At 67.2% G+C, this 16,572-nt stretch carries 16 protein-coding genes; 10 read left to right on the top strand and 6 right to left on the bottom strand.

What is annotated here, in order from left to right; translation table 11 throughout:
* Window positions 1–29: 29 nt before the first annotated feature.
* From AC1DSC_RS21560 to AC1DSC_RS21535, 6 genes are all read left to right on the top strand, one after another.
* A complete protein-coding gene (locus AC1DSC_RS21560) occupies window positions 30–1,439 on the top strand; it encodes an MFS transporter (protein ID WP_012748417.1) in 1,410 nt (469 codons plus the stop codon).
* A 38-nt stretch (window positions 1,440–1,477) separates the two neighbouring features.
* Window positions 1,478–2,161 carry a DsbA family oxidoreductase gene (locus tag AC1DSC_RS21555; RefSeq protein ID WP_012748416.1) on the top strand — a complete coding sequence of 228 codons (684 nt, stop codon included), beginning with the start codon at window positions 1,478–1,480 and terminating at the stop codon, window positions 2,159–2,161.
* 122 nt (window positions 2,162–2,283) lie between these two features.
* On the top strand, window positions 2,284–2,754 hold the full coding sequence (locus AC1DSC_RS21550; protein ID WP_012748415.1) for a hypothetical protein: 471 nt from the start codon (window positions 2,284–2,286) through the stop codon (window positions 2,752–2,754).
* 5 nt (window positions 2,755–2,759) lie between these two features.
* Complete coding sequence (locus AC1DSC_RS21545) at window positions 2,760–4,361, top strand: DUF1800 domain-containing protein (protein WP_369663092.1); 1,602 nt, start codon at window positions 2,760–2,762, stop codon at window positions 4,359–4,361.
* 23 nt (window positions 4,362–4,384) lie between these two features.
* Window positions 4,385–5,596 carry a DUF1501 domain-containing protein gene (locus tag AC1DSC_RS21540; protein WP_012748413.1) on the top strand — a complete coding sequence of 404 codons (1,212 nt, stop codon included), beginning with the start codon at window positions 4,385–4,387 and terminating at the stop codon, window positions 5,594–5,596.
* Window positions 5,597–5,651: 55 nt separating this feature from the next.
* The gene (locus tag AC1DSC_RS21535) at window positions 5,652–6,398 is read left to right on the top strand and encodes a tRNA-uridine aminocarboxypropyltransferase (RefSeq protein ID WP_012748412.1); all 747 of its coding nucleotides are present in this window, start codon (window positions 5,652–5,654) and stop codon (window positions 6,396–6,398) included.
* On the opposite strand, the gene AC1DSC_RS21530 is transcribed toward AC1DSC_RS21535, so the two are convergent.
* The 6 genes from AC1DSC_RS21530 to AC1DSC_RS21505 all read right to left on the bottom strand — a co-directional run bounded on the left by AC1DSC_RS21530 (window position 6,393) and on the right by AC1DSC_RS21505 (window position 13,004).
* Window positions 6,393–7,316, bottom strand: coding sequence for an NAD(P)-dependent oxidoreductase (locus AC1DSC_RS21530; RefSeq protein WP_369663091.1), 924 nt, complete (start codon window positions 7,314–7,316; stop codon window positions 6,393–6,395). The two genes, AC1DSC_RS21535 and AC1DSC_RS21530, sit on opposite strands and share 6 nt — an antisense overlap.
* Window positions 7,313–8,311 (bottom strand): transketolase family protein, encoded by a 999-nt coding sequence (locus tag AC1DSC_RS21525; protein WP_012748410.1) that lies wholly within the window; start codon window positions 8,309–8,311, stop codon window positions 7,313–7,315. The genes AC1DSC_RS21530 and AC1DSC_RS21525 overlap by 4 nt, the downstream gene beginning before the upstream one ends.
* Window positions 8,311–9,150, bottom strand: a complete 840-nt coding sequence (locus AC1DSC_RS21520) for a transketolase (RefSeq protein WP_012748409.1) — start codon at window positions 9,148–9,150, stop codon at window positions 8,311–8,313. The genes AC1DSC_RS21525 and AC1DSC_RS21520 overlap by 1 nt, the downstream gene beginning before the upstream one ends.
* 92 nt (window positions 9,151–9,242) lie before the next feature.
* Window positions 9,243–11,132: a TRAP transporter large permease gene (locus tag AC1DSC_RS21515; protein ID WP_012748408.1), complete on the bottom strand. Its 1,890-nt coding sequence runs from the start codon at window positions 11,130–11,132 to the stop codon at window positions 9,243–9,245.
* 31 nt (window positions 11,133–11,163) lie between these two features.
* A complete protein-coding gene (locus tag AC1DSC_RS21510; protein WP_369663090.1) occupies window positions 11,164–12,195 on the bottom strand; it encodes a TRAP transporter substrate-binding protein in 1,032 nt (343 codons plus the stop codon).
* Window positions 12,196–12,254: 59 nt separating this feature from the next.
* Window positions 12,255–13,004: an SDR family NAD(P)-dependent oxidoreductase gene (locus tag AC1DSC_RS21505; protein WP_012748406.1), complete on the bottom strand. Its 750-nt coding sequence runs from the start codon at window positions 13,002–13,004 to the stop codon at window positions 12,255–12,257.
* Window positions 13,005–13,119: 115 nt separating this feature from the next.
* On the opposite strand from AC1DSC_RS21505, the gene AC1DSC_RS21500 reads away from it, so the two are divergent.
* The 4 genes from AC1DSC_RS21500 to AC1DSC_RS21485 all read left to right on the top strand — a co-directional run bounded on the left by AC1DSC_RS21500 (window position 13,120) and on the right by AC1DSC_RS21485 (window position 16,548).
* Window positions 13,120–14,004 carry a LysR substrate-binding domain-containing protein gene (locus AC1DSC_RS21500; protein ID WP_012748405.1) on the top strand — a complete coding sequence of 295 codons (885 nt, stop codon included), beginning with the start codon at window positions 13,120–13,122 and terminating at the stop codon, window positions 14,002–14,004.
* A gap of 49 nt (window positions 14,005–14,053) precedes the next feature.
* Window positions 14,054–14,737, top strand: a complete 684-nt coding sequence (locus tag AC1DSC_RS21495) for a Pr6Pr family membrane protein (protein ID WP_012748404.1) — start codon at window positions 14,054–14,056, stop codon at window positions 14,735–14,737.
* A gap of 70 nt (window positions 14,738–14,807) precedes the next feature.
* Window positions 14,808–15,866, top strand: a complete 1,059-nt coding sequence (locus AC1DSC_RS21490) for an NAD(P)H-dependent flavin oxidoreductase (protein WP_012748403.1) — start codon at window positions 14,808–14,810, stop codon at window positions 15,864–15,866.
* Window positions 15,867–15,870: 4 nt separating this feature from the next.
* Complete coding sequence (locus AC1DSC_RS21485; protein WP_012748402.1) at window positions 15,871–16,548, top strand: alpha/beta hydrolase; 678 nt, start codon at window positions 15,871–15,873, stop codon at window positions 16,546–16,548.
* Window positions 16,549–16,572 lie beyond the last annotated feature (24 nt).

Below are 16,572 nucleotides of genomic sequence, written 5' to 3'. Positions count from 1 at the left end.
GATTCTTTTCGTCAACCCGGAGACAAACCATGGCAACCATCACGGCCCACGAGCCGAAAGGCAAGCACCAGTCGAAGAAGGCCACCGCGAGCGGCTGGATCGGCTCGGCGCTGGAGTACTACGACTTCTTCATCTACGCCACTGCGGCGGCGCTGATCTTTCCGCAGATCTTCTTTCCCAAGGGCGACCCGCAGATCGCGATCATCGCGTCGCTCGCGACCTACGGCGTGGGCTACGTCGCACGGCCGATCGGTGCGCTGCTGCTGGGCCACTGGGGCGACACGCACGGCCGCAAGACGGTGCTCATTTTGTGCATGTTCCTGATGGGCTTTTCCACCGTCGCCGTCGGCCTGCTGCCCACCTACGACCAGGTCGGCCTGTGGGCGCCCGCGCTGCTGGTGCTGCTGCGCCTGATCCAGGGCTTTGCGGTGGCTGGCGAGATCTCGGGCGCGAGCTCGATGATCCTAGAGCACGCGCCGTTCGGACGCCGCGGCTTCTTCGCGAGCTTCACGCTGCAGGGCGTGCAGGCCGGCCAGATCATGGCGGCCGCGGTGTTCCTGCCGCTCGCGCACTACATGGACAAGGACGCTTTCAACGCCTGGGGCTGGCGCATTCCGTTCCTGCTGAGCTTCATCGTCATCGTGGCCGGCTACATCATCCGCAGGGAAGTGGAGGAGACCCCCGCCTTTGCCGAAGTCGAGAAGAGCGCGCAGGTGCCGAAGGCGCCCGTCATCCAAGCCGTGACCGAGAGCTGGGGCGACATGCTGCGCGTGCTGCTGTGCTCGCTGATGAACGTGATCCCGGTGGTCGCGACCATCTTCGGCGCCGCCTACGCGGTGCAGCCGGGCTACGGCATCAACTTCGAGAAGGACATCTACCTCTGGATTCCGGTGATGGGCAACATCCTGGCCGTGATCGTGATCCCGTTCGTCGGCAACCTGTCGGACAAGGTCGGGCGCCGCCTGCCGATCGCCGTGGGTGCCATCGGTTCGGGCCTGCTGTCGTTCGGCTACCTGTATGCCATCAGCATCCACAACGTGCCGCTGGCCATCGTGATGTCGCTGCTGATGTGGGGCGTGGTCTACCAGGGCTACAACGCCGTGTTCCCGAGCTTCTATCCGGAGATGTTCCCCACGCGCACCCGCGTCTCGGGCATGGCGATCTCGCAGAACATCGGCACCGCGATCACCGCGCTGCTGCCCGCGCTGTTCGTGGCGGTCGCGCCTCCCGGCGCCGCCAACATCCCGCTGACCGTCGGCGCCATCACGCTGGCGATCTGCGCCATTGCCGCGGTCTCGGCCCTGAGCGCACGCGAAACCTACCGCGTGCACATGAACGACCTGGGCAAGCCCGATGCGGTGCCGGTCGACAAGCTCGAGTACGACCGGCTGCGCGAAGAGACGCTCGCCACCGCACGCATCGCCAAGGCAGCGGCCTGAAGACCTTGCGCGCACCAAGGGCGTCGGCGCGATGAAGAATGGCGGGCATGACCTCCCATCTCAAGATCGATTTCGTTTCCGATGTCTCCTGCCCCTGGTGCGCCGTCGGCCTGGGTTCGCTCGAGGCGGCGCTGCGGCGCGTCGCGCCCGGCATCACGGCGGAGCTGCACTTCCAGCCTTTCGAGCTGAACCCGCAGATGCCGCCCGAAGGCCAGGACACCTTCGAGCACCTGAGCCAGAAATACGGCTCCACGCGTGAACAGCAGGCAGAGTCGCGCGAGATGATCCGCCAGCGCGGGGCCGAGGTGGGCTTCGAGTTCAGCCCCGAGGGCCGGCCGCGCATCTACAACACCTTCGACGCCCACCGCCTGCTGCACTGGGCCGAGCTCGAAAGCCCGGCCAGGCAGGCGGCACTCAAGAAGCTGCTCTTGAAGGCCTACTTCACCGACCGCCAGAACCCCTCCGACCACGAGGTGCTGGTGCGCCTGGCCGCCGAGGCCGGGCTCGATGCGGCACGGGCCCGCGAGATTCTGGCTAGCGACGAATTCGCCCGCGAAACCCGCGAGCGCGAACGCATGTACACCGACGCCGGCATCCATTCGGTGCCCGCGATCATCATCAACGACCAGCACCTGATCTCGGGCGGCCAGCCGGTCGAGGTGTTCGAGCGCGCCTTGCGCCAGATTGCCGGCGCTGCACCTGCCAGCGTGGCGGTTGCCTGACTTAGCTGGAGCTTAGGCACTGCCTTGCACGGCGCTGCGAAGGTAAAGTGCGTCAACGCGGAGCGGGGCACGGCGGTTGAGGAAGCGTCCTTGAACCGCCGTCACTCACAGGAGCTCCGAAGATGAAGAAGAAAAGCCTCATCGCCGCACTCGTTCTCATGGCCGCGGCCTCGCTGCCCGCATTGGCCGACGAATACGGCAAGCACCCGTTCTACCTGCACGCCCTGTCCGACCTGCGCATGGCCGCCTGGAAGGTGGAGCACCGCCGCCCCGAAGACGGGAACGTCTCGCGCGACGAGCAGGTGGTGCTCGACGAGATCCACGCCGCCATCGGCGAGCTGCAGCACGCGGCATGGCTCGACGGCAAGCCCGTCGAATGGCGCGAGCCCACCGATGCGTGGCTGCCGCGCCAGGGCCGCCTGCATGCGGCGGTCGACCTGCTGCGCAAGGTGCGCTCCGACGTGGCGCGCGAAGAAGACGACCCGCGCTCGCGGCCATACCAGCAGCGCGGCCTGGCGCACGTCGACGTGGCGCTCGGCACCGCGCAGCACGCCATTGGCGACGTGCGCCGCCACGACCTGCGCACGGAGTGAATGCGGTGGCGGCCGCCGCTTCGCCGTGGTTGTTGTTCTCCCCGCGCCGCGTGCCGAGGGCGCTGGGCGCATGCGCGCTGGCCCTGCTCGCGGCCTGCGCGGGCGCGCCGGGGAACCATCGGCCGCTGGTGTCGGTGTCCCTGCCTTCTGCACCCATGAACGAAGCCGCGCGGCTGCGCTGGCTCGACCGCGTGGGCTGGGGTGCCAATGCGAGCAGCGAGGCGCAGCTGGCGCGGCGCGGCCTGCCGCTGTGGATGCGCGACCAGCTCAATCCGCGGCCCGCGCCGCTGCCGCCGGCCGCGCAGGCGCAGATCGATGCCATGGCCGTTTCGCGCACGCCGCTCGACCAGCTCGTCACCGGACTCGACGCGCAGCGCAAGGCCGCCGACGCGCTGCCCGACGAAGACCAGAAGAAGGCCGCGCGCCAGGCCTACCAGCGGCAGCTCAACGAGCTGGCGCGCGAGGCGCAGCAGCGCTTCGTGCTGCGCGCTCTCTATTCGCCCAACCAACTGCAGGAGCAGATGACGTGGTTCTGGATGAACCACTTCAACGTCAACCTGCGCAAGGACAACATCCGCGCGATGGTGGGCGACTACGAAGAGAACGCCATCCGCCCGCATGCGCTCGGCAGCTTCCGCGACCTGCTCGGCGCCACGCTGCACCACCCCGCGATGCTGCGCTACCTCGACAACGCGCAGAACGCCGCCAACCGCATCAACGAGAACTACGCGCGCGAGCTGATGGAGCTGCACACGATGGGCGTGGGCGGCGGCTATTCGCAAGCCGACGTGCAGGAGCTGGCGCGCGTGCTCACCGGCGTGGGCGTGAGCTACCAGCCGCTCGATGCGCCGCCGCCCAACGTGCGGCCGGCCCTGCGCGCCGACTATGTGCGCCGGGGCCTGTTCGAGTTCAACCCCAACCGGCACGACTACGGGCCGAAGACGCTGCTGGGCCAGCCGATCCAGAGCCGCGGGTTGGCCGAGGCCGACGAGGCGCTCGACCGCCTGGCGCGCGCGCCGGCCACCGCGCGCTTCATCTCGCGCAAGCTCGCCGTGTACTTCGTCTCCGACGATCCGCCGCAGGCCTTGGTCGAACGCATGGCGGCGGCCTTCACGCGCAGCGACGGCGACATCGCCCTCACGCTCAAGGCGATGTTCGAGTCGCCCGAATTCGCCGCCTCGCTCGGGCGCAAGTTCCGCGACCCGGTGCACTACGTGATCGCCGGCGTGCGGCTCGCGTACGACGACCGCGTGGTGACGAACGTGGGCCCGCTGCTCGGCTGGATCAACCGCATGGGCGAGCCGCTGTACGGCCACGAGACGCCCGACGGCTATCCGCTCAACGAAGCCGCCTGGGCCAGCGCGGGGCAGATGAACACGCGCTTCGAGATCGCGCGCGCCATCGGTGCGAATGGCGCCGTGCTGTTCCGCACGGACGACAAGGCGCCGCTGGAGAAACCCGCATTCCCGCCACTGGCCGATTCGCACGCGGTGCGCGCCATGCAGGCGGGGCTGGGCGCGGACACGCGCGAGGCGCTGGTGCAGGCGAGGAACCCGCAGGAGTGGAACACCTTTCTGCTGGCGTCGCCGGAACTGATGCGCCGCTGATGACGAGGAAAGGACACACCGCCATGCAACGCCGAGAACTGCTCAAGCTCATGGCCGCCGTTCCGTTCGCGGGCGCCGCCGGCCGGCTGATGGCCGCGCCCGCGGCCGAAGGCGCCAAGCTGCTGGTGGTGTTTCTGCGCGGCGCCTACGACTGCGCCAGCCTGCTCGTGCCCACGGACAGCGACTTCTACTACGCCTCGCGCCCCAACATCGCCATTGCCCGGCCCGGCATGCCCGGCGGCGCGCTGCCGCTGGACGGCAGCTGGGGCCTGCACCCCGCGCTGGCACAAAGCCTGATGCCGATGTTCGAGCAGAAGCAGGCTTCCTTCATCGCCTTCGCCGGCACCGACGACCTCACGCGCAGCCACTTCGAGACGCAGGACTCGATCGAGCTGGGCCAGGCGCTCGACAAGCGCCGCGACTATGGCTCGGGCTTTCTCAACCGCCTGGCCTCCGTGCTCGGTGCCGGGCCGCTGGCCGGCGTGTCGCCCATGGCGTTCACCAACCAGCTGCCGATCGCGATGCGCGGCAGCGCCAAGGCCGCCAACATGGCGCTCGCGGGCAGCGCGCGTCCCTCGATCGATGCACGCCAGAGCGAGGTGATTTCGGCGATGTACCGCAACACGGCGCTGGCACAGCCGGTGGCCGAGGGCTTCCAGGTGCGCGACGACGTGGTGCGCGCCATGCAGGCCGAGATGGACGCGGCCAGCCGCAACGCCATGACGGCCAAGGGCTTCGAACTCGTCGCGCGCCGCATGGCGCGGCTCATGCGCGAGCGCTTCGACCTCGGCTTTGTCGACGTCGGCGGCTGGGACACGCACGTGGGGCAGGGCGGCGCCACCGGCTACCTTGCCAACCGCTTCGAGGAACTGGGCCGCGGCGTGGCCGGCTTCGCAGAGGAGATGGGCGACGACGCCTGGCGCCAGACCGTGGTCGTGGTCATCAGCGAGTTCGGCCGCACCTTCCGCGAGAACGGCAACCGCGGCACCGACCACGGGCACGGCAGCGTGTACTGGGTGCTCGGCGGCGGACTCTCGGCGCAGGCCGGCGGGCGCATCGTGGGCGAGCAGCAGGAAGTGGCGCAGGCCACGCTGTTCCAGAACCGCGACTACCCGGTGCTCAACGAATACCGCGCGGTGTTCGGCGGGCTGTTCAGGCGCATGTACGGCCTTTCGCCGGCACAGCTCGCGCGGGTGTTCGACGGGGTGGCGCCGAAGGATCTGCAGTTGATCTAGCCCGCCCAGCGCATTCCTGCACACCGGGCGTCCAGGAGCCGCCGAGAATCGGTGCATGCCCCACGCCGTCTCCCTCCTTCGCGCCGCGCGCCTGGCGCGCAGCGCCAAACCCGTTCTCGCCCGTGGCGGCTTCAAGCGCGAGCGCTGCGCGGGCTGCCGCCTGGTGCCCAGCCATTGCATGTGCGCCGTGCGTCCTTCGGTGGCAACGCGCGCGGGGGTGTGCCTGCTCATGGCCGACATCGAGCCGCTCAAGCCCACCAACACCGGGTGGCTGGTCGCCGACGTGGTGGCCGATACCTTCGCCTTCGGCTGGGCCCGCACCGAGACCGATCCCGCGCTGCTGGCGCTGCTGGAGGATCCGCAATGGCAGCCCTACGTGGTGTTCCCGGGGCAATATGCGGAGCCTGAGCGCGTGGTCCTGGCCGTTCCGGCGCCGGGAACGGACGGCAGTGGCAGCGCGAAACGCCCGCTCTTCATCCTGTTCGACGCGACATGGGCCGAGGCGCGCAAGATGTTCCGCAGAAGCCCTTATCTCGACCGGCTGCCGGTCCTGAGCCTGCAGCCGGAGCGGATCACGCAATACAGGCTGCGCAACTCCGGCCGCGACGACCACTTCTGCACCAGCGAGGTGGCCGCGATGTGCATGAGCCTGGCGGGCGAGCCTGTTGCCGAAGAGACGCTGGATGCCTACCTCGCGGTGTTCACGCACCACTATCTGCATGCGAAGAACCAGCAGCCCGTTGCCTGGGACGATGCGGCGCACCGGCGGCTGCGCGAGGTGGCCGGCCTGCGGCCGTCATGACTTCGTGGCGACTTCGTAGGCTGTTGTCACGGCGGAGTCGTCTTGCGCACCAAGTCCCCGCGCCGCGGTGCCGAGAAAGGCGAGGTATGCAGCATGTGCGAGCGCGGCAGGAAATCGCGATTCGCGCGTCGCGTCGAGCACCAGGGACATGTCCTTGACGAAGATATCGACCGCCGACGTAATGTCGTCGAACTTGCCCGCGATCATCCTGGGGCCCCGGTCCGCGAGCATCCAGGACCCGGCCGCTCCGCTGCAGAGAATCTCCAGCGTGAGATCCAGCGGCAGCCCCTGGCGCCTTGCGAGTGCGAGCGCTTCTCCCGCCGCAGCCAGATGGACGCCGCAGAGCAGCTGGTTGAGAATTTTCATCTGCGCACCGCAGCCAGCCGCGCCCAGGTAGTGCACGCGGGTGCCGAAGGTCTCGAGCACAGGACGCGCAAGCTCGAAGGCCTCGCGCTTTCCGGAACCCATGATTGTCAGTTGTCCGCGTTCCGCGCCGACGGCGCCCCCCGTGACCGGCGCATCGACCAGCCAGATCGAGTGCTGCGCCAGCCGCCCTTCAAGCGCACGAACATAGCCTGGATCCATGGTGCTGCAAGTGATGAACACGGTTCCGGCCGCCAGCTTCCCGACCAGGCCGTTGTCGCCAAAGAGCACGGTTTCGGTCTGCCGCGAATTGACGACGAAGCACACCACCACGCTGACCTGGCCGGCCATCTCGGCAAGCGAGCTTGCTGGAATGCCGCCTTGCGCTTGCAGCCACTCGAGTGCTTCGGGACGTACGTCGCAACCCACCACGTCGAAGCCCTTTGCAATCAGGTTGCCGACGGCGCCGCGGCCCATCGCGCCCAGCCCGATGAACCCCACCTTCTTCCTGGCAGTCGTGTCTATGCAGGGAGACTGTTTGGCCGCCGGGCTCATACCCAGCCCTTGATCTGCCGGCTCATCATCTGCGCCGAGATGCCGTAGCGGTCATGCAGTGTCGGCAGGGCGCCCGCGTCGAGGAACGCATCGGGCAAGCCGATCTGGCGATAGGCCGTCGAGACTCCCGAGCGCATCAGGAGGCCCGCCACCGCCTCGCCAAGGCCGCCGATCACCGAATGGTTCTCCGCCACCACGACCAGCCGGCCCAGCCGCCGGACTTCGGCAAGGATCGTTGCCTCATCCAGCGGCTTGATCGTGGGCACGTGCAGCACGGCAATATCGACGCCGTCATTCCTGAGTTGCTCGGCGACCTCGAGCGAGCGCATCGTCATGAAGCCGCTGGCGATCACCAGTACGCTTTTTCCGTCGCGAATCAGCTTGGCCTTGCCGAGTTCGAACTTGTAGTCGTACTCGTCCAATACGCGCGGCACATTGCCGCGCGGCAACCGCATATAGACGGGGCCCTGATGGTCGGCCATCTGGGGTACGGCCTGCTCGATATCGAGCGCGTCGCAAGGGTCGATGATCGTCAGGCCCGGGATGCCGCGCATCAATGCCAGGTCTTCGGTGGCCTGGTGGCTCGGTCCATAGCCGGTGGTCAGCCCCGGCAGCGCGCAGCACATCTTGACGTTGAGGTTCTCTTCCGCAATCACCTGATGCACGAAGTCGTAGGCCCGGCGGGTGCCGAAGACGGCGTACGTCGTCGCAAAGGGAATGAATCCTTCCTTGGCCATGCCACCCGCGGCCGCCATCAGCAACTGCTCGGCCATGCCCATCTGGAAGAACCGCTCGGGATACTCCTTCGCGAACAGGTGCAGGTCGGTGTACTTGGCAAGGTCGGCCGTCATCCCGACGATCTCCGGACGGCTGCGGCCCAACTCGACCAGGGCTTTGCCGAACGGCGCCGCTGTCACGCGCTGGCCTTCGCTGGCGATGGAGGCGATCATCGCGGAGGTCGTGAGCCTCGGCTTCTTTTCGGTGGTGGTACTCATCACAGGGCTCCTTCGGATTGCGCGCTGTCGACATGGGCGATGGCTTGCTGCCATTCCGGCGGGTCGACGCGGATGAAATGGTTCTTGTCCCGCGTCTCGAGGAAGGGGACGCCCCGTCCCATCAATGTGTCGAACAAGATGACGCGCGGCTTTTCTTCCTTCAGTGCGCGCGCGGCATCGAAGGCAGCCATGACGGCCGGCAGGTCGTTGCCATCGACGCGCTGCACGTGCCAGCCGAACGCTTCCCATTTGGCGGCGAGCGGCTCGAAGCCCATGATCTTTCCGGACGGGCCATCGGCCTGCTGGTTGTTGATATCGACCAGGCAGATCAGGTTGGGCAGGCGGTGGTGCGCGGCGCCCATCGCAGCCTCCCAGGTCGATCCCTCGTCCAGTTCTCCGTCCGACATCGAGTTGTAGACGAAGGCCGGGTTGTTCTTCAGACGCAGCCCCAGCGCCATGCCGACGGCAATCGGAAGGCCTTGCCCGAGCGAGCCGCCGGACATTTCCATGCCCGGCGTGTAGGTGGCCATGCCGGACATCGGCAGCCGGCTGTCGTCGCTGCCGTAGGTTTCGAGCTCTTCCTCGGGAATGATCCCGGCCTCGATCAGTGCCGCGTAGAAGGCAATCGCATAGTGGCCGTGGGACAGGAGGAAGCGGTCGCGGCCTTCCCACTTCGGCTCCTCCGGCCTGTACGCCAGCGCGTGCTTGTAGGCCACCGCAAGGACGTCGGCCCACCCGAGCGCCTGGCCGATATAGCCCTGTCCTTGCACTTCGCCCATGCGCAGTGCGTAGGCGCGAATGCGGCGGGCGCTTTGTTGAAGCGTTGATAAGTCAGACACGGAAATCTCCTGGAAAAAGTGTGTAGAAAAGGTGGGGCGCGACGATCGCGAGAGGCGGCCGCCCGGGCGGTCCGTGTTCCTGCGTGCGCATGTCAGAGGAATCCGATCGAGATCCAGGGAATTGCGGCCACGGCCACCGTTCCGATGAACAAGGCGACCATGTAGCCGACGATCGGCTTCATGCCCTCGTTCGGATGGATCCGGCTGATGGCGCAGGCCGCGTAGTACCCGACGCCGAACGGCGGTGCGAAGAGGCCGATGCCCATCGCGAGGGTCACGACCATCGCGTAGTGCACTTCGTGGATGCCGACCTGGCGCGCAATGGGAAACAGCAGAGGACCCAACAGCACGATGGCCGGGATGCCCTCCAGCACCGATCCGAGAATGATGAAGGCAACAACCGATACCGCCATGAAGGTGATGGCGCCGCCCGGCAGCGCCTTCATCGTGTCCGCCAGCGCGCTCGAGAATCCCGATTGAGTCAGCGCCCAGGCCATGCCGGTGGCAGCACCGATGATGAACAGGATCGAGCCGGAAAGCGACGCAGTGCTGACCAGCATCGGATAGATCCGCTTCCAGTCGAACTGGCGGTACACAAGAAGTCCGGCGATCACCGCGTAGACGATGCCGATGGTGGACACTTCCGTCGCCGTTGCAACGCCCTCGACCACCGCTGCGCGGATGACGACGGGCAGCGCAAGGGCAGGGATCGAGATCAGGAACGACCTGGCGATCTCGCGGCCGCTCGCCTTGCGCACGCCCGACAGGTCCTCGCCCCGATAGCGCCACCACACGAGTGCGGCCAAGGTCGCGCCGACCACCACTCCGGGCAGCAGGCCGCCCGTGAAGAGGGCCGCAATCGAGACACCCGTCGCGGAACCGATCGTGATCAGCACCAGTGAGGGCGGAATCGTTTCGGTTTGCGCGCCGGTTGCGGAGAGCAATGCGACCAGATCGCCAGGCTTCGCGCCCCGCTTGCGCATCTCGGGGAAGAGTGCCGGTGCCACGGCCGCCATGTCGGCAGCCTTGGATCCCGAAATGCCCGAGACCAGATACATCGCGCCGATCAGCACATAAGAGAGCCCGCCGCGCACGTGTCCCAGCAGGCTGCCCAGGAAGCTGACCATGGCGCGCGCGATCCCGGTCATCTCGATGAGCAGGCCGAGCAGGACGAACAGCGGAACCGCGAGCAGGATGAGATGGCTCATGCCTTCGTCCATCCGGCCCACGACCACCACCGTTGGCGTGGCGGTCGTCAGCGCGATGTAGCCAAAGGTCGCCAGTCCGAACGAGAACGCGATCGGCAGGCCCAGCAGCACCATGGCACCCACGCCGAACACGAAGAAGAGGAGGAGATTCCAGTTGCCCAGCGGCACCAGCAGGGGTCCGGCCAGTGCCATTCCTCCAATGACCACGGCGACCAGGCCCAGCGCCAGGCACGCATCCTTCCATCGGCCGATGCGCAGGATCTGGATGACGCCGACCAGCAGCATCAGTCCGAGGCCGACCGGCAGCGCCGATGCCCGCCAGGAGTTGGGGATGCCCATGGCCGGCGTCGTGACGAAGACCTCGTCCTGCGCGAACTCGTAGGCAGGGTGAACGACAAATGCAAGGAAGGCAATGGCCGCAGCGATGGCGATCAGGTCCAGGAAGGCCCGTTTGCGCGAATCGAGCTTGCCCACGATCGCCGTCATGCGCATGTGCTCGCCGCGCTGGAACGCAACGATCGAGCCGAGCATCGCCAGCCAGAGGAAGAGGATCGAAGCCAGTTCGTCAGACCACACCAGCGGCTCGTGAAACACGTAGCGGCTGGTCACGCCGGCAAGAAGCACAACGACCTCGGCCAGCACCAGCAGCGCGGCCGGGATCTCAACCAGCATGGCCAGCGCCTTGTTCAAGGTCTCGAGCCATGCGAGCGGTCCGCGCCGGTCCGGCGCAGCCATGCTCCCGGCAGCGCCGGGCTCGTCACTAGGGATGTTCATGGTTTTCTTTCACGCGGCGGACGGCGGTCGATCAGCCGAGCTTGCCGGAGACTTTCTCCAGGAGATCCCAAGGCGCAGCGCCGTACTTCGACTTCCATTCGCCGTAGAAGCCCGTGCTCGCCAGCTTGTTGCGGAAGTCTTCCTGCTGCACGTCGATGAAGCCGACGCCCTTGGCCTTGAGGTCGGACACCAGGCTGCTGCTGAGCCTGGCAACGTCGGCCCGCTGATCGATGGCGGACTTGTCGATCTCTCGCGTGATGACCTGCTGGACGTCCGATGGCAGCTTCTGGAATGCGCGCTTGTTGCCAAGAACCCAGTAGCCGTCCCAGACATGGCCGGTCAGGCTGCAGGTCTTCTGGACTTCGTAGAGCCGCGCGGTCGAGATGATGGCGAGCGGATTCTCCTGGCCTTCCACCACCTTGGTCTGCAAGGCGGTGTAGACCTCGTTGAAGTTGATCGGCGATGGAGCGGCGTCCAGCGCCTTGAACAGCGAGGTCAGCGGAGGTGCGGGAGGCACCCGCACCTTGAAGCCCTTCAGGTCGGCTGCGGACTTGATCTCGCGCCCGGACGATGTGACGTGGCGGAAGCCGTTGTCCCAGATCCGCGAGACGGTGAAGATGGGTGTCTTCGCGATCTCGGCTCGAATGTGGTTGCCCAGGTCGCCGTCCATCGCCTTCCAGACATCGTCGTAGCCCTTGAAGGCAAAGCCCACGCTCGTGATGCCCGAGACAGGCACGAAGGTCGACAGGATCAGCGAGGAGAGATTGAAGAACTCGACCGAGCCGTTTCGCACTTGCGCCAGCAGGTCCGTGTCGCTGCCCAATTGATTGGCCGGAAAGAGCTTGATGTTGACCCGGCCCGAGGTGGCTTCCCGGATGCGGTCATGCGCTTCCTTGGCGCGCAAGTTGACCGGGTGGGTCGGATCCTGTCCGGTGGCGTACTTGAGTTCGAACTCGGCAGCATCCGCGCGGCGCGTGACGATCGAAAACAGGGGCAGCGCTGCGCCTGCGGCCAGCAGTAGGCGGCGATTGAGTTTCGCGGGGATGGGCTTGGGCTCGGTCATGGTTGTCGTCTCCTGGTTGTAGAAATGAAAAGGGATCGCTGGCTCAGGGGCGCAGGGGCTCAATGGATCAACATGCCGCCATTCACGTCGAGCGTGATCCCCGTGCAGTACAGCGACAGATCGCTGGCAAGGAAGACGCAGGCGCCGGCGATGTCGTTGGCGCGGCCCAGCCGGCCGAGCGGAATGGTCTCGGCGATCTCGGCCTTTTTCTCTTCGGTGAGCCTGCCCTTGATGATGTCGGTGCCGATCAGGCCGGGCGTGATGCTGTTGATCCGGATGCCTTCGGGGCCGAACTCCCGCGCCATGGCGCGTGCCAGGCCAAGCACGCCGGCCTTGGCCGCCGAGTAGTGCGGACCGCCCAGGATGCCCCCGCCGCGCTGCGCGGAAACCGACGAGATGCAGACGATCGATCCGCCGCCCTGTTGCTGCATGGAAGGCAGAACCGCCTGCGACATGTACAGCGTGCCCCGCAGGCTGACGTCGAGGATGCGGTCATAGTCCGCACCGCTGATCTCGAGCGTCTTGACCGGCTGTGTGATGCCTGCGTTGTTGACCAGCGTGTCGATGCGGCCGAATGCCTTCAGCACAGTCGCGGCGGCGGCATCGCAAGAGGCCTTGTCGGTCACGTCGGCAACGATTCCAAGATGCGCGGGGCCGAGTTGCGCGGCCGCCGCCGCAGGGGCGGCGCGCTCCAGGTCGAGCACCGCGACACGGGCGCCATGGGCCGCCATCAGGCGCGCCGTGGCGAACCCGAGGCCGTTGACGCCGGCGCCGCCGGTAATGACGACGATCTTGTCCTTGAGCAGCATCGATTTGTCTCCAGAGTGGTGTGGTTGGCGATGGTCGTCGGACCAATGCATGACGACAAGCGATGTGTTTTCAGCCTAAGATGACAGTTTGTCATCTAACGACCGGGTTGACCCTATGTCCACACTGCCCGCCGTGACCAACCTGCAGGCCTTCGAAGCGGTGGCACGAAGAAGAAGCTTTGCCCTTGCGGCGTCGGAACTCCACCTCACTGCTTCGGCGATCAGCCATCAGGTGTCGCGCCTCGAAGCGCATCTCGGTGTGCGGCTGTTCGAGCGCAGCGCCCACGGCGTGCGGCTCAGCGCCGCGGGCGACATGTACTTGTCGAAAGTTGGCGGCGCGTTGCTGGCCATCGCATCGGCAACCGACGATCTGCGCCAAGGCGTGAGCAACAGCCTGTATGTGCACTCGGCGCCCAGCATTGCGAGCCTTTGGCTGATGTCGCGGCTGCGTGGCTTTGCGCAGGCTTACCCGGACATTTCGCTGAACCTGTCGGCCGCGCACACAACCAGCGATTTCGCCCTGGGCCAGGCCGACATCGACATCCGCTATGGAATACCGAACTGGCCCGACCTGGTGGTAGAACCCCTGTTCGAGGAGCGCATCGTGCCGCTCGCGAGTCCTGCATTCATCCGGCAGCACGGCTTGAAGCGCATCGAACAGCTCGGCGGCGTGAAGCTGATCCAGAGCAACGTCAGCGTGGTGCAGTGGTCGGACTGGTTCGGACAGTTCAGCGACAAGCGGGCGCCCGACAGGTTTGCCATTCGTTTCGATCGGGCGCAGATGTCGCTCGATGCAGCCACCCAAGGCCTGGGCGTTGCGCTTGAAAGTGCGACGATTGCCGCAAGGCACATTGCCGAGCGCAAGCTCAGGCCCGTGTTCGGCCTTGATCAGGCGATCAAGGTCAAGGCGCACTTTGCGGTGTATCCACCACGGCACGCCAAGCGGTCATCGGTCGCGGCCTTCCTGCAATGGATCCATGCCGAAGCGGCAAGAAATTGAAAGCATTCACTTCGGCATACTCTCGATGCGCCAAGCTTTGGAGGTTCACATGCCGCCACAACCGGATATCGCCAAGACCGCACCGCAAGCCGCCTGGGGCCCCATTGCGCTCGCGCGCTTTCTGCACGGCGTGGTGGCGCTGGCCGCGGCCGGGGGAATCGGCCTCGAGCTGAGCGCGGCGATCAGTGGCGGCCCCGGCATCGCGCCCACGCATCTGGAGCGCTTCGTTCGGCTGTTCAGCTACTTCACCATCGATTCGAACCTGCTCGTCGGCGGCGTCTGCGCGCTGCTCGCCTTTCGTCCCGCGCACGACGGGCGGCTGTTCCGGGTGCTGCGGCTCACGGCGGTGCTCTGCATCGCGGTCACGGGCATCGTGTTCCACACGGTGCTCACGGGGCTGCGCGAGCTCACGCCCTCGGGGCAGCTTGCCAACTTCCTGCTTCACACGGTGACGCCGGTGTTCACGGTGCTCGGCTGGGCCCTGGTCGGACCGCGGCCGCGCACCGACCGCGGCACCGTCGGGCGGGCCGTGCTGCTGCCGCTCGCATGGATCGTCTACACCTTCGTGCGCGGTGCGTTCGTGAGCTGGTACCCGTATCCGTTCATGGACGTGGGCCAACTCGGGTTTGCACGCGCAGCGCTCAATTCGGCGGCCGTCGCGGCTGTCTTCATCGCGATGGCCATCGGCCTGCGCCTGCTGGAGAAGCGGCTTCCCGCAGCGCCTGCCGGCTGAACGCAGGGCTTTGGGCTTCGCCGCAAAATAGGCGCTGGCGCGCACGGCGCATCCAGAAGGAACATCCGACATGACCACTCCCTTGCAGCAACTCCTCGGCACCGATCTGCCGCTGATCCAGGCACCCATGGCGGGCGTGCAGGGCAGCGCCATGGCCATTGCGGTCAGCAACGCCGGCGGCCTCGGCTCGCTGCCCTGCGCCATGCTGGGCCCCGACACCATGCGCAGCGAGCTCGCCGCAATCCGGGCCGGCACCGGCAAGCCCTTCAACGTCAACTTCTTCTGCCACACGCCGCCGGAGCCGAGCGCCGAGCGCGAGGCGGCATGGCGCAGCGCGCTGGCACCGTACTACACCGAGTTCGGCATCGATGCTGCGAGCATCCCCACCGGCCCCGGGCGCAACCCGTTCAGTGCCGACGTGGCCACTGTGCTGGCAGAGTTCCGCCCGGAGGTGGTGAGCTTTCATTTCGGGCTGCCTTCGGAGGCGCTGATGGCGCAGGTGCACGGCTGGGGTGCGAAGGTGCTGGCCTCGGCCACCACGGTCGAGGAGGCGCGGTGGCTCGAAGCGCGTGGCGTGGATGCGGTCATCGCGCAAGGGCTGGAGGCCGGCGGGCATCGCGGCCATTTCCTGTCGCACGACCTGACGAGGCAGCTCGGCACCTTTGCGCTGCTGCCGCAGCTGGTGCATGCCGTGAAGGTGCCGGTGATCGCGGCCGGCGGCATTGCCGATGCAGCAGGCGTGGCCGCGGCCATGGCGCTGGGCGCTGCGGGCGTGCAGGTCGGCACCGCCTATCTGCTGGCGCCGGAGGCGACCACCAGCGCCGTGCACCGCGCGGCGCTCAAGAGCCAGGCCGCGCGCCACACGGCGCTGACCAATCTCTTCACGGGCCGCCCCGCGCGCGGCATCGTGAACCGCGTGATGCGCGAGCTGGGGCCGATCGGTGCGGCGGCGCCCGAGTTTCCGCTGGCCACCTCGGGCATTGCGCCCTTGCGCGCCAAGGCCGAGGCGCAGGGCAGCGGCGATTTTTCTCCGCTGTGGTCGGGGCAGAATGCCACCGGCTGCCGCGAGCTGCCGGCCGCCGAGATCACGCGCGCCTTGGCGCAAGGTTTTCAATCTCTTACGGCCTGACTTCATGACGCAACTCCACCTGCCTTTCAAGTTTCTCGAGCAGGCCGCAGGGCCGAACGTGCGCGAGCCCTGGCTGCTGGTGCTGATGCACGGCGTCGGCAGCAACGAGCAGGACCTGTTCGGCCTTGCGCGGCTCATGCCGCCGCAGTTTCACGTGCTGAGCCTGCGCGCGCCGTATGTGCTGTCGCCCGATGCGTACGCGTGGTTCGAGTTCGAGGTGCTGCCTGATGGCGAGCGGCGCATCAACGAGGAGCAGGAGCGCGAAAGCCGCTTCCTGGTGGGCGAGATGGTGGCCTCGGCGTCGCAGCAGCTCGGCGTGCCGCCTGAGCGCGTGGTGGTCGGCGGCTTCAGCCAGGGCGGCATCATGGCGCTGTCGCTGCTGCTGACACAGCCCGCGAAAGTTCGCGCCGCAATGGTGTGGCACGGCCGGCTGCTGCAACAGGCGGCGGCGCACATCGCGGCGCCCGAGGCTTTCGAGGGCAAGGCACTGTGGGTGAGCCACGGCAGCGCCGACAACGTGATTCCGCCAAGCGCCGCAGAGGCGTCGCGCGAACTCGCGCGCGGCCTGCCGCTGGCCCTGTCGGGGGCCGATTTTCCGGGCGGCCACGAGATCCGCCCGGCCGAGCTGCAGGGCGCACTGGCGTGGCTGCAGTCGCTCGGCTCGGCGGCGGGCGCCTCCTAGCGGGCGAACTTTCGCGCCGGGAGC

The organism is Variovorax sp. 01N425 (genome assembly GCF_056399465.1).
This window is presented reverse-complemented; position numbering and strand designations above follow the sequence as displayed.